Source organism: Micromonospora sp. CNZ303 (assembly GCF_004345505.1).
In genome coordinates this window covers 276,374-289,228 of sequence record NZ_SLVT01000002.1, presented here as the reverse complement: position 1 = coordinate 289,228, position 12,855 = coordinate 276,374, and the positions used below count along the sequence as shown (strand labels likewise).

Sequence of the window (12,855 nt, the reverse complement as noted above, 5' to 3'; positions counted from 1 at the left end):
CAGGGCTCAGGTTAGTCGACGGGTGCGACGCGGGCGACCCGCCACCGGCGTCGATCCGTCACGCGCGGGTCCGGCCCCGCTCGCGGGCGGGCCGACCTCAGCCGTCCGCTCCCGGGCTGGCGGACGAGCCGTCCGGCGAGGCCGGCGCGTCCGACGCCGGTTGCCCGGAGGGCGTCACCGGCGTACCGGACCGCTCCGGCGCGGGGCTGCCCGTCGGCTTCGCCGCGCCGGCCGACGGCTTCGCCGGGGCCGACGGCGCGGGGCCGGTCGCGAAGTGGGCGAGCGCGTCGTCCCGCGAGAGCGTCGGCCCCGTGGGCACGAGGGCCAGCAGCGACGCCGGTACGGCCAGCGGGGTGACCCCCTCGTAGCCGAGCGCCGACATGGCGCCGACGCCGAGCGGGTAGCGGACGCCCTGGGCGCTGATCAGGTGGACGGTGGCGCCGGGGGCGGCCGTGCCGCTCTCGCCGGCCCCGGGCGTGGCCTGCACGAGCACGCCCTTGCCGCCGGGCAGCAGCACGCCCTCGGCGGTACGCACGCCGTCGCGCGCGCTCTGCCGCACGGGCACCCCGCCGGGCGCGGCCAGCTCCGCCGGCACCCGGTCGAAGACCTCCAGCGTGGTGGTGGGCGGCCCGCCGTCGGTGCCCGCACGGTAGGTCGCGCAGACCGCCGTCCGGCCCGCGGTGACGGGGTGCAGCGCGGGCAGGGCCTGCGGCATCCCGGCCTCCTCCGCCCGCTGGTCGGTCAGCAGCTTGCCGGCCTGCGCCGGGGTGATGTCGGTGACCTGGCCGCCGTCGCGCAGCAGCAGCAGCGCGCTGATCTCGCCGATCGCGGAGAGACCCTCCCGGGTGAGCACGTAGTGCTGGCCCGCCGCCCGGAAGACCTGACCGACCTTGGCCGGGCGCTCGGTCAGGGTGCTGGCCTCGTCCTCGCCGGCGATCGTCGGCTGCCGCATGACCGGCCCGGCCGGCACGGCGTTGAGCAGTTGCTGCCCCACGGGCAGGCGGGGCGCGTTGGCCATCCGCAGCGCGGCGAGCGCGGAGTCGCCGCCCGTCACCTGCAACCGCCGGTCGCCGGTGAGCAGGTGCCGCTGGCCGTCGGCCTCCACCAGCACGGCCCGGTCGCCGAGCGGCGCACCACCGGGCAGTGGGCGGTCGATCACCACCCGGGTGCCGGAGCGGCGGGGATCGGCCGGGTCCGGGACGTCGCAGACTGACCAGGGCAGGCCCGTCAGGGACTTGCGGTCCGGCAGCGCGTCGGGGGCGCCGACGATGCCGACCGTACGGCCCCGGGGCCGGTCCCGGATCGACGCCTGGGACATCGTGCGGACCTGCGGGGCCGGCTCGTTGATGATCAGTCGGGCCGAGGCGTAGTTGAGGGTGGGGTGCAGCTGCCCGTCGACGAAGACGTACGTCGCCCCGGTCTCCCGCTCGATCACCAGGGTGTTCGGCTCCAGCGGCGCCGTGTTGCCGGTGAACTGCCCGTACGCGCCGACGCCACCGAGCACCACGGCCGCGGCGATGACGCTGCCGAAGACCGCCATGCCGAGCCGCCGCATCGGCAGGTTGCTGGTCTCCGGGTCGCCCGACAGCAGCGCCGAGACGATCCGGCGGGTGACGAAGCGGTACGCCTGCACCTGGTCGCGGCGGGTCCGCATGACTTACCTCCGGCGGGGGTGGGTCCGCGACGAGCAGGTCCGAGTCGGTGTCGCGGGCTTCCCTACGATAAGGGGCCGTCGACGGGTCACCGGGACCAGCGCCCGACCCGATCCGGCGGACGCTCCGCCGTCCAGAAAGGGACTGTCAGCGATGACGCAGGTTCAGGCGCCACCCGGTCGTCCGGCACCGCAGCCGTCCGGCGTCGCCCAGCGGCCGGTCGTCCCGGCCGACCGGCGCGACCGTGGTCGGATCGGGCCCGTGGCCGTGGGGCAGCTCGTGGTGCTGGAACTCTGCGCCCTGGCCGTCTGGGCGGCGCTGGGCGGGCCGGTCTGGCTCGCCGCCGTCGTCGGCGTGCTGTCGCTGGCGGTGGTGGGCGCGGTCTTCGCCCGCCGGGGTGGCCGCTGGTGGTACGAGGACCTGCTGCTGCGCCGGCGGCTGCGGCGGCGTCGGGAGGCGGCCCGGAGCGCCGTCGCCGCGGGCGGCGGGACCGACCCCAGGCTGGCCCCGCTGGCCCCGGAGCTGGCTGTGACCGAGCTCACGGACCGCGGCACCCGCCTCGGCATCGGGCAGGACGCGCAGGGCTGGTTCGCGGCGGTGGCGTTGCAGGGCCACGCCGGGGCGCCCGCCGGATCGGTCGACGCGTCGGTGCTGGACCGGGCGCTGCGCGTGCTCGCCGACTTCACCGGCCCGGTCACCCGCGCCCAGGTCGTCTCGCACACCCTCGTCTGGTACCCGGCGCCGGGGGCGCCACCCGCGGCCCACCGGACGGTCTGGCTGGCGCTGCGGCTCTCCGTACGCGACGCCCGCGTCGAGACCGTCAGCCGGGGCGGCGGCATGCCCGGCGTGCACCGCACGCTCTCCGCCGGCATCGGCCGGCTGGGCAAGGCGTTGACCGCGGCCGGGCTCGCCCACCGCCCCCTCAGCCGCGACGAGCTGCGCGCGGCGGTCGTCTCGGCGGCCGGGCTGGACCTGGCGCCGACGCCGCCGGCGGAGACCTGGACGGGGCTGGGCGGCGGCGGCTGGACCCAGCGTTGCCTGGTCCTGCGACCCCGGGCCGACGCGCCGTTCGGCCCGCTGGTGGACGCGGTGACGGCGACGTCCGCTCCCTCGCACACCCTGGCCGTCGTGGTGCAGCCGGGCGGGCGCGTCGCCCCGCCGATGCTCCGGGTGGCGGCGCCCGACGACCACGTGGAGGCGCTGGTCAAGGCGGTACGCGAGGTGGCCCGCCGGTCCGGCGCCCCGGCCCGCCCCGTGGACGGCCAGCACGGCCCCGGCGTCTACGCCACCGCCCCGGCCGCCACCACGATCACGACCCTGCATCCGACGGACTGAGGACCGGGGACGCCGAGCGCGGGTCAGGGCCGCAGGTTGACGATCCAGCCGTAGAGGCCGACGACCCAGAAGGCCAGCGGGACCAGCGCGATGATCAGCATGATCTCCACGATGTCGAGCAGCCGGCCCCAGACCGGGGAGATCCGCTTGCCGGCCACGGTGAGCCCGTAGATCAGGCTCACCACGGCCGCGAGCACCAGGCCGCCGAGGATCAGGCCGAGGCGTACCGCCGTCGAGCCGTTGCCGAACGTGGCGGCGGCGGTCAGGCCGAGCCCGGCCGTGCCGGCGAAGAGCACCGGGGTGCGCTGGGCGCGGCCCAGGAACGGCCGGGCCCGCAGCAGCGACAGCAGGGCCAGCACGAGGCAGAGCAGCACCGCCGGCAGGCTGCCGTGCAGCGCGAGCACGACCTGGGCGCCGAGCACCAGCAGCGACACCGTCCAGAGCAGGCCCGTCAGGAACCCGTCGGCCCGCTCGCTGAGCTGGAGGACCTGCCGGCCGTCCACCGACTCGGTGTCGCTCTTCAGGTCGTCGGGGCCGGTCGGGATGGACGGCACCGGCAGCCGGGCCAGCCGGTACGCCGCCATCGGCAGCGCCGGCACCGCGCCGAACGCGACCGCGGCGACGACGGCCGCCGCGGCCGGCGCGTCGGTGTCGAAGGCCAGGCTGACCACCGCCCCGAGGCCGGCGCCCGCGCCGACCGCGACCGCGCCGAAGAAGAGCGGAAGCCGGTCGCCGACGGCCAGCGCGGCCACCGCCGCGCAGAGCACCACCGCCGTGGCGCCGAGGAGCACGTGCGGGGCGCCCAGCCCGGTCAGCGGGCGGTCGCCGGCGAGCACCAGCAGGCCGCCGACGCCCGCGTACGCCAGGCCGACGACCCCCAGCACCGACCCGGTCGCGCTGTCGGCGGCGGCCCGGGACAACACGGCCGCGGAGACCACCAGGGCGACCGCGACGACCAGCGCGGCCAGCGCACCCGGCAGGTGCGGCGGCCCGGTGAACAGCGCCGCCAGCGCGCCGGCGCCGAGCGCCGCGGCGGCGAAGAGCACCGCGAAGGAACGGGTGGTGCCGACCTGCCAGGCGCCCGGGCGCTGGTTGGTGGCGGTGGCCACGGCGTCGACCACGTCGTCGAAGACGATCTCCGGCGCGGTGGCCGACCGGGGGTTGAAGTAGAGCACCTCGCCGTCGCGGACGCCGAGCTGCGTGGCGGTCCGGCCGCCGTCCAGCGGCTGGCCGCCCAGCCGGGCCAGGCTCCAGCCGCCGTGCCGCACCCCCTCGTCGGCCAGGTCCTCACCCGCGTAACGGAGCAGGGTCGGCAGCAGGTCGGCGAGCGGTACGTCCGACGGCAGCGCGAGGTCCATCCGGGTGCGGGGCGCCACGATGGTGATCCGGCTCAGGCCGCCGGTCGCCGTCTTCGTCGCCACAGTGGCCTCCTCGCGCTCTCTACGATCACCCCTGGCCGGCGGCGCCGACGCACGGGTTCCTGACGCCCACGGGAGATTACCTACGATGGCGGGCACGTACGATGCCCACCCGACGACTCCGGTCGCTCGCCGAACTTCATCAGGGCCGCTTCTGGGGAGGAGACAGCCGTGAGCACGGTGGTGTTCCGCCGGCTCCCGCGTCAGCCGGGGCCTGCGCTGCCGCGAGGCGAGGTGCTGCTGGAGTCGCCTCCGGAGCTGCCCGAGCCCACCCCGCGCGGGATGGGGCAGCTGCTGATGATCCTGCCGATGGTCTGCGGCGTGGGCGCCATGGCGTTCCTCTACGCCGGCCGGGGCGGCGGCACGATGACCTACATCGCCGGTGGCCTCTTCGGTGTCTCGATGCTGGGCATGGCGATCGGGTCGCTGAGCAACGGCAACAACGACAAGGCCGAGCTCAACGCCGACCGGCGCGACTACATGCGCTACCTGGCCCAGATGCGCAAGCGCACCCGGCGCGCCGCCGAGCAGCAGCGGGCGGCGATGGCCTGGCGGCACCCGGAGCCCGACGCGCTCTGGTCGATCGCCGCCTCGCGGCGGCTGTGGGAGCGGCGGATCACCGAGGACGACTTCGGCGAGACCCGGATCGCCACCGGCCCGCAGCGCCTGGCCGTGGAGATCGTCCCGCCGGAGACCAAGCCGGTCGAGGACCTGGAGCCGATGAGCGCCATCGCGCTGCGGCGCTTCGTCCGCGCCCACTCGAGCGTGCCGGACCTGCCGACCGCGCTCTCCGTACGGGCGTTCAGCCGGGTGGTGCTGCGCGGCGACCGGGAGCCGGTGCTCGACCTGACGCGGGCCGCGCTCGGCCAGCTCGCCACCTTCCACGCCCCGGACGACATGGTCGTCGCGATCGTCGCCGCGCCCGACCGGCAGCCGTCCTGGGACTGGGTGAAGTGGCTGCCGCACAACCACCACAGCGCCCGGACCGACGCGGCGGGCGCCCGCCGGATGGTCTTCGCGAGCCTCGCCGAGGCTGAGGAGGCGCTCGCCGGCGAGCTGGCCGGCCGGCCCCGGTTCGCGCCGGAGGCGAAGCCGCTGACCAGCGCGGCGCACCTCGTGGTGGTCGTCGACGGCGGCGAGGTCTCGGCGGCCTGCCAGCTCATGGGGCCGGGGCTGCTCGGCGCGACCGTGATCGACCTCTCCGGCACCGTGCCCCGGGACGCCGGGCGCTGGCTGCTCTGCCTCGACGTGGGCGACGGCAGCTCCCTCGAACTGGTCCGCGGCACCTCCTCGTCGCGGCTCGGCCGGCCGGACCGGCTCACCGAGTCCGCCGCCGAGGGGTTGGCCCGGCAGATCGCCCCCTTCCGGCTCTCCCAGCAGCAGACCACGTCCGAGGAGCCGCTGGCGAAGAGCATGGAGCTGCCGGACCTGCTCGGCGTCGGCGACGCCGCCGCGGTCGACGTGCAGCAGACCTGGCGCCCGCGCAGCCACCGCGACCGGCTGCGCATCCCGCTCGGCGTCGGGCCGGACGGCAACGTGGTCGAGCTGGACTTCAAGGAGTCCGCGCACGAGGGCATGGGCCCGCACGGCCTAATCATCGGCGCGACCGGCTCCGGCAAGAGCGAGCTGCTGCGTACGATCGTCGGCGCGCTGGCGGTGACGCACTCCTCCGAGGAGCTCAACTTCGTCCTGGTCGACTTCAAGGGCGGCGCCACCTTCGCCTCCCTGGACGCGCTGCCGCACACCAGCGCCGTGATCACCAACCTGGCCGACGAACTCCCGCTGGTCGACCGCATGAAGGACGCGCTGGCCGGCGAGATGACCCGCCGCCAGGAGGTGCTGCGGGCCGCCGGCAACTACGTCTCGCGCTACGACTACGAGAAGGCCCGCGCGGCCGGCGAGCCGCTGGACCCGATGCCCAGCCTGCTCATCATCTGCGACGAGTTCAGCGAGCTGCTCGCCGCGAAGCCCGACTTCATCGACCTCTTCGTGATGATCGGCCGGCTGGGCCGGTCGCTCGGCGTGCACCTGCTGCTGGCCAGCCAGCGGCTGGAGGAGGGCAAGCTGCGCGGCCTCGACACCCACCTGTCGTACCGGATCGGTCTGCGTACCTTCTCGGCGGTGGAGAGCCGCATCGTGCTCGGCGTGCCCGACGCGTACGAGCTGCCCAACGCCCCCGGCCACGGCTACCTGAAGACCGACACCAGCACCATGCTGCGGTTCCGGGCCGCGTACGTGTCCGGGCCGTACCGGGCCCCGGGGCAGGCCGCCGCGTCGTCGCGGGCGCTGGTGCAGCGCCGGATCGTCCGGTACGGGGTGGACTTCGTGCCGGTGCAGAACCCGACCCTGCCGGTGCCGGACGCGCCCGAGCCGGAGCAGCCCGCCGACGGCAAGGCCGTGGCGATGCTGGACGTGCTGATCGACCGGCTGAAGGGGCGGGGCCGCCCGGCGCACCAGGTCTGGCTGCCGCCGCTGGCGGAGCCGCCGGGCCTGGGCGAGCTGCTGCCGCCGCTGAGCGTCGACCCGAGGTACGGCCTCTGCACCGCCTCGTGGCGTGGTCGCGGGCGGCTGGCCGCACCGGTGGGCATCGTGGACCGGCCGTACGAGCAGCGCCGTGACCCGATGCTCGTGGACCTGGCCGGCGCGGGCGGCAACGTGGTGATCGTCGGCGCCTCGCTCAGCGGCAAGAGCACGATGCTGCGCTCCATGCTCGCCTCGCTCGCGCTCACCCACACGCCGCGCGAGGTGCAGTTCTTCTGCCTCGACTTCGGCGGCGGCGCGCTGCGCAGCCTGGACGGGCTGCCGCACACGGCCGGCGTGGCCGGGCGGCGGGACACCGAGGCGGTACGCCGTACGGTGGCCGAGGTGGTGGCCGTCCTGGACGAGCGGGAGAACCGGTTCGCCCAGCACGGCATCGACTCGGTGGCGAGCTACCGCCGGCGCCGGGCGGCCGGGGAGTTCGCCGACGACCCGTTCGGCGACGTCTTCCTCGTCGTCGACGGCTGGAACACCCTGCGCCAGGAGTACGAGGAGCTGGAGCAGACGATCACCACCCTGGCCAACCGTGGCCTGGGCTTCGGTGTGCACGTGGTGCTGACCGCCGTGCGGTGGGCGGAGATCCGGATCAACATGCGGGACCTGCTCGGCACGAAGCTGGAGCTGCGTCTCGGTGACGCCAACGAGTCGGAGATCGACCGGCGGGCGGCGGCGAACGTTCCGACCGGCTCGCCCGGCCGCGGTCTGACCCGCGACAAGCTGCACTTCCTGACCGCCATCTCCCGGATCGACGGCCGGCGCGACATCGACGACCTGACCGAGGCGTCCATCGCCCTGTCCCGGCACGTCGCGGAGGCCTGGAAGGGCCAGCCGGCGCCGAAGGTACGGCTGCTGCCGCGCCGGCTGCCCCTCAGCGAGCTGGCCCGGGTCGTGGACCGCTCGGCGCCGGGCCTGCCGATCGGCGTCAACGAGTCGGCGCTGGCCCCGGTCTACCTCGACCTCGCCAACGAGCCGCACCTGACGGTCTTCGGCGACGCCGAGTGCGGCAAGACCAACCTGCTGCGGCTGATCGCGCGGGGCATCACGGAGCGGTACACGCCGGCGCAGGCCCGGCTGGTCATCGCCGACTACCGGCGCGGGCTGCTCGGCGCGGTCGAGGGGGACCACCTGCTCGACTACGCGCCGTCGAACCAGGTGTTCGCGCAGGGGCTCGCCTCGATCCGCAGCGCGCTGTCCAACCGTCTGCCCGGCCCGGACGTCACCACCGCGCAACTACGCGACCGCAGCTGGTGGAAGGGGCCGGACCTCTACATCCTGGTCGACGACTACGACCTGGTCGCCTCGGGTGGGAGCAACCCGCTCAGCGCCCTGCACGAGCTGCTGCCCCAGGCCCGCGACATCGGCCTGCACCTGATCGTCACCCGGCGGGTGGGTGGCGTGGCCCGGGCGCTCTACGAGCCGGTCCTGCAACGCCTGCGCGAGCTGGACCAGCCCGGCCTGCTGATGTCCGGCAACCGGGAGGAGGGCGCGGTCTTCGGCACGCTGCGGCCGAGCCCGCAGCCGCCCGGCCGGGGGACCCTGGTGCGCCGCCGCGACGGCCAGCAGCTCATCCAGACGGCCTGGTCGGAGCCGGCCTGAGGCTGCCCACCGACGCGGCGGTCGGCGGGACCGCCCGGGTGTGACGGCATCCGGTAACCTGCGGCACGAGCGTCGCAGCCGACGAGAGGACCGTTGTGAGCACATCGTGGACGCCCGGCGGCATGGGCGGGGCCGGTCTGGAGGGCATCCTGCGTCAGGCGCAGGAGCAGCAGCGCCGGCTCGCGGACTTCCAGCGGCAGCGCGCCGAGCTGCGGGTCGTCGGGGAGAGCCCGGACGGCCTGGTCCAGGTCACCGTCGACGGCGACATGAAGGTCGGCGACATCCAGATCGACGCCCGGGCGATGCGGCTGGACAGCTTCAGCCTGGCCGAGTCGCTCCAGGCCGCCATCGACGCCGCCTACGAGGCGCACGCCGAGCGCCAGCGCGAGCTGCTGGAGGAGATGCTCGGCGGTGCCGACCTGGTCCGGCGGGCCGAGGCGGGCAAGGTCACCCCCGAGGAGTGGTTCCAGCAGTTCGGGGTGGATCTCAACGACCCGCTGCGCCGGCTGCGCGGCTGACGAGAGGAGAGGTCCCGTGGCCAACGTCGTCGACGTCGACGCCATCCGCAAGGCCGGGCAGAAGCTCGCGGCCGCCGACGGCCCGATGGCCTACCTGCGCAACGCGCAGCGGGCACTGGAGGGCGTCAAGCTGTCGGGCATGTCCATGACGCTGCTCGGCCTGTCCGCCGTCAGCGCGCACAACGATGCCGTCGACGGTCACCTCGACAACCTGCGCACCGGCGTCGAGCACCTGGAGCGGGCCGCCGCCAACCTCGAACAGAGCGCGCTCAACTGGGAGAAGTCGGACCAGCCCTGGGTGGTCAAGTGACCTCGCGGGTGCGGGACGCAGGGAGGGCTCGATGCCGGAGATCCTGATCGCGAATTCCTCGGGCTCGGTGGTGGGGACGCACAGCGTCGCCGCGCAGACCGCGCCGGTCCGCTCGCTGGCCGGGGCGGCCCGGGCCAACTGGGTGTGGCTGGTCGGCGCCGCCTTCCTGACCGCCGCCATCATCCACCTCGAGACGTTCGACAACGACGAGGTCAACCAGTCCATCAAGGAGTGGGGCGACGCGGCCCGCTTCCTGGGCGGCGACCAGTTCGGCGCGGCGCTGGAGAGCGTGATCCCGTCCAGCGAGGAGTGGGACTTCGACGACCGGGACGCGTTCGACGCCTTCGTGCAGAAGCTGAACGCCGAGATCGGGGCGCTCGCGGAGGCGCTCAACGCTAACAAGGACGCGCTGACCGCCGTCCGCGACCACTTCAACGCCTCGATCGACGCCCTGGTCGGCGCGCTGGTGCCGATCCTCATCGCGGTCATCGCGGCCGTGGCCCTCCAGGCGTTCCCCGCGACCGCGCCGCTGGCGCAGGCGATCGGGGTGGCCGGCCTCACCGCCACCGCGGCGATCCTCGGGCTCATCTTCACGGACATCGGCGCGCTGTTCTCCACGGTGGCGTCGGCGTTCCGCGGTAACAGTCAGTACAACTTCGTCTCGGACTCCCGTCCGGGCTGGGCGACCGGCGACGCCGACCCCGACATCCAGGACATCCAGATCGACTGGGTGCAGGACCCGGGCTTCTACCGGGCCTGAGCGGCCGGGCCGAGAGGTGGGTGCCACCGTGTGGCAGAGCATGTTGTTCGGGTACGCGCTGGTGACCATCCCGGTCTTCATCGTCCTGGGGCTCGTCGCGCAGCTCACCCGGTCGCGCCTGGCCCGCAGGGCGATGGAACTCGTCCTGCTCAGCGGGGTGGCGGCATTCGCGGTGGCCCTCGGCACCCTCGCCGACGACGCGGTGCAGTGGGTGCTCGTGTCGATGCTCGCCCTGATCTTCGTGGTCGGGGTGGTGCTGCATGTGCGCTCGTACTCCCGCTCCGCATAGGTGCGAGGGCCGCTCCGGCGGCGGTCGGGCGACCACTCGGGGCAGGGCTGCGAGGCATGGACACCGTCCGCTACGGTCTTGACTGAGTGTCCGTCGGTGGGGTGATTGCCTTGCGGCGGGGGAGGACGCGGCGACTGCGCCGCCACAAGAAGACGGAAGGGTGTGAAGCATGGCGTTCGAGGTCGAAGCAGCGACTCTGCATACCGCCGCGGGTGACGTGCGCTCCACGCGCAGCGATGTCGACGGCGAGCTGAAGAAGCTGTGGAACGTGGTCGACGACCTGGCCATCGCCTGGAAGGGGCAGGCGTCCACCGGCTTCCAGTCGCTCATGCAGCGCTGGAACGAGGACACGGGCAAGCTGCTGACGGCGATGGACAACATCGCCGACCTGCTCGACAAGTCGGGTACGACGCACCAGGTCAACGACGAAGAGCAGCAGCAGATGCTGGACAAGTTCCACTCTGCACTCAACCCGTGATCCGCCGAGCCGAGCAGAGGAGGAACTCATGAGCATCAAGGTCGACTACGCGGTCCTCGAGAGCAGCAACCAGCAGATGATGGCCATCTCGAAGACCATCGACGAGAAGCTGGACACGCTGCGTTCGATGCTGTCGAAGCTCCAGTGGGACGGCGAGGACCGTGCCGCCTACGAGCAGCACCAGGCGCAGTGGGACGCCGCCGTCCGGGACATCAACAAGATCCTGAACGACATCGGTGGCGCCGTGGGCATCGCCCGCGAGAACTACGTCAGCACCGAGATGAGCAACGCCAAGGCGTGGAACTGACACAGTCGCCGACGCGGCTCCGGTCCGGTTCGACCGGGCCGGAGCCGCGTCGCGTTGTGCGTCGATAGGTCCTGGGAGAATCATGCGTGCGGGCAAGCCTTCGCGGTCCAAGCTCCGGCTGGCCGTCGCGGCGCTGGCGGTGGTCGTCGGCGCCGGTTCCGGTCCACTGGCCGCGCCGGCCCCGGCCCGCGCCGACACGGTGCGCGGCCTCCAGTGGTACCTCGACACCCTGAAGATCCCGCAGGCCCACAAGCTCACCAAGGGCAGGGGCGTGACCGTCGCGGTCATCGACACCGGGGTCAACCCCAACCTGCCGGACCTGCGCGGTCAGGTCCTGCCGGGCAAGGGCATCGGTTCCGGGACGGCGGCCGACGGTCGGCGCGACGACGCCAGGAAGGCCCACGGTTCGGCGATGGCCGGGATCATCGCGTCCCGGGGCGGTGGCGCGATGCGGCACCTGGGCATCGCCCCGGAGGCGAAGATCCTGCCCGTCGCGATGGGTGACTCCTTCGATTCGGCAGACCTCTCGAAGGGCATCCGCTGGGCGGCCGACGCCGGCGCCGACGTGATCAACATGTCCGTCGGGACGGGCACGGCGGCGACCCCCGACGAGATCGCCGCCGTCCGCTACGCCCTGGACAAGGACGTCGTGCTGATCGCCTCGGCCGGCAACCGGCTGCAGAACGACCGCGTCGTCACCAGCCCCGCCAACATCCCCGGCGTCATCGCGGTGACCGGGCTGGCGAAGAACGGCGAGTTCTTCGCGCAGAGCGCCACCGGTCGGGAGGCCGTGCTCGCCGCGCCGATGCAGGAGATCATCTCTCCCCGGTCCGCGTCCGTGTCGTCCAACGGCTACGGCATCGGCAGCGGCACGAGCGACGCCGCCGCCATCACCTCCGGGGTGGCGGCGCTGGTCCGCGCCAAGTACCCGGACCTCGACGCGGCCAACGTGGTGAACCGGCTGATCCGCACCGCCCGCGACCTGGGCCCGGCCGGCCGCGACAGCCAGCACGGCTTCGGCGCGGTCGACCCGATCGCCGCGCTGACGCGATCGGTGCCGGCGGTCGACGCGCACCCGCTGCTCGCCGGCGCCCCGGACGGCGCCGCCCCGTCCGCGGGCGCGGCCACGCCGCAGAAGGACGACGGGCCGGCGGTGTCGATCAGCATGAAGAAGGACACCGGTGCGCTGGTGCAGGGGGCGCTCTGCCTGCTCGTGCCCGTCGCGTTGCTGATCCTCGTGATCGTGCTGGTGCGCCGGTCCCGCCGAAAGGCGGCCGTCGCCCGGCCCGGCCCGCCTGGCTACCCGCCGCCCGGCGGCCCGCCCGGATACCCGCCGCCCGGCGGCCCGCCCGGCTATCCGCCGCCGGGCTATCCGCCGCCCGGCCCGCAGGCCGGTCCGCCCGGGTACCCGCCGCACCCCGGCCACCCGCCGTCCGGCGGCGCCCCGTCAGGGTCGCACGGCAACCCGCAGTTCGGCGCGCCCGGCTATCCGCCGCCCGGCGGGGCACCGGGCACGCCCGCACCGCCCCAGGCGGGACCCCCGCCCGGGTACGGCCCGACGCCCACCGGCGGAACCCACCCGTACGGTGCGCCGCCGGCACCACCTCCGCCGACCCCCGGCGGACACCAGCAGTAAGCCACATTGTCAGTCGGC

General features: G+C 74.4%; 11 protein-coding genes. 9 read left to right on the top strand and 2 right to left on the bottom strand.

Annotation, left to right across the window (positions count from 1 at the left end):
- Positions 1-97: 97 nt before the first annotated feature.
- A complete protein-coding gene (gene eccB, locus EV374_RS04625) occupies positions 98-1,654 on the bottom strand; it encodes a type VII secretion protein EccB (RefSeq protein WP_132231862.1) in 1,557 nt (518 codons plus the stop codon).
- Positions 1,655-1,805: 151 nt separating this feature from the next.
- Between eccB and EV374_RS04620 the strand changes: the two genes are divergently transcribed.
- A complete protein-coding gene (locus EV374_RS04620; RefSeq protein ID WP_132231860.1) occupies positions 1,806-2,987 on the top strand; it encodes a type VII secretion protein EccE in 1,182 nt (393 codons plus the stop codon).
- Positions 2,988-3,010: 23 nt separating this feature from the next.
- Here the strand turns inward: EV374_RS04620 and eccD are convergent, their stop codons facing one another.
- On the bottom strand, positions 3,011-4,408 hold the full coding sequence (gene eccD / locus EV374_RS04615) for a type VII secretion integral membrane protein EccD (RefSeq protein WP_132231858.1): 1,398 nt from the start codon (positions 4,406-4,408) through the stop codon (positions 3,011-3,013).
- Positions 4,409-4,576: 168 nt separating this feature from the next.
- Here eccD and eccCa point away from each other — a divergent pair, with 168 nt between their 5' ends.
- From eccCa to EV374_RS32420, 8 genes are all read left to right on the top strand, one after another.
- Positions 4,577-8,539 carry a type VII secretion protein EccCa gene (gene eccCa, locus EV374_RS04610; protein WP_132231856.1) on the top strand — a complete coding sequence of 1,321 codons (3,963 nt, stop codon included), beginning with the start codon at positions 4,577-4,579 and terminating at the stop codon, positions 8,537-8,539.
- A gap of 95 nt (positions 8,540-8,634) precedes the next feature.
- A complete protein-coding gene (locus EV374_RS04605; protein ID WP_421457021.1) occupies positions 8,635-9,057 on the top strand; it encodes a YbaB/EbfC family nucleoid-associated protein in 423 nt (140 codons plus the stop codon).
- Positions 9,058-9,073: 16 nt separating this feature from the next.
- Complete coding sequence (locus EV374_RS04600) at positions 9,074-9,367, top strand: hypothetical protein (RefSeq protein WP_121396953.1); 294 nt, start codon at positions 9,074-9,076, stop codon at positions 9,365-9,367.
- Between the two features lie 31 nt (positions 9,368-9,398).
- Positions 9,399-10,127, top strand: a complete 729-nt coding sequence (locus EV374_RS04595) for a hypothetical protein (RefSeq protein WP_132231854.1) — start codon at positions 9,399-9,401, stop codon at positions 10,125-10,127.
- Between the two features lie 28 nt (positions 10,128-10,155).
- Positions 10,156-10,416 carry a hypothetical protein gene (locus tag EV374_RS04590; protein ID WP_132231852.1) on the top strand — a complete coding sequence of 87 codons (261 nt, stop codon included), beginning with the start codon at positions 10,156-10,158 and terminating at the stop codon, positions 10,414-10,416.
- 169 nt (positions 10,417-10,585) lie between these two features.
- Positions 10,586-10,894, top strand: a complete 309-nt coding sequence (locus tag EV374_RS04585) for a WXG100 family type VII secretion target (RefSeq protein ID WP_089002280.1) — start codon at positions 10,586-10,588, stop codon at positions 10,892-10,894.
- A 28-nt stretch (positions 10,895-10,922) separates the two neighbouring features.
- Positions 10,923-11,201 (top strand): WXG100 family type VII secretion target, encoded by a 279-nt coding sequence (locus EV374_RS04580; RefSeq protein ID WP_101413905.1) that lies wholly within the window; start codon positions 10,923-10,925, stop codon positions 11,199-11,201.
- 82 nt (positions 11,202-11,283) lie between these two features.
- A complete protein-coding gene (locus tag EV374_RS32420) occupies positions 11,284-12,837 on the top strand; it encodes a S8 family serine peptidase (protein WP_165947714.1) in 1,554 nt (517 codons plus the stop codon).
- Positions 12,838-12,855: the final 18 nt, after the last annotated feature.

Excerpts from the sequence above, each read along its gene's own strand:
- eccB (WP_132231862.1), bottom strand. The coding sequence starts at position 1,654 with ATGCGGACCCGCCGCGACCAGGTGCAGGCGTACCGCTTCGTCACCCGC.
- EV374_RS04620 (WP_132231860.1), top strand. The coding sequence starts at position 1,806 with ATGACGCAGGTTCAGGCGCCACCCGGTCGTCCGGCACCGCAGCCGTCC.
- EV374_RS04595 (WP_132231854.1), top strand. The coding sequence starts at position 9,399 with ATGCCGGAGATCCTGATCGCGAATTCCTCGGGCTCGGTGGTGGGGACG.
- EV374_RS04585 (WP_089002280.1), top strand. The coding sequence starts at position 10,586 with ATGGCGTTCGAGGTCGAAGCAGCGACTCTGCATACCGCCGCGGGTGAC.
- EV374_RS04580 (WP_101413905.1), top strand. The coding sequence starts at position 10,923 with ATGAGCATCAAGGTCGACTACGCGGTCCTCGAGAGCAGCAACCAGCAG.
- EV374_RS32420 (WP_165947714.1), top strand. The coding sequence starts at position 11,284 with ATGCGTGCGGGCAAGCCTTCGCGGTCCAAGCTCCGGCTGGCCGTCGCG.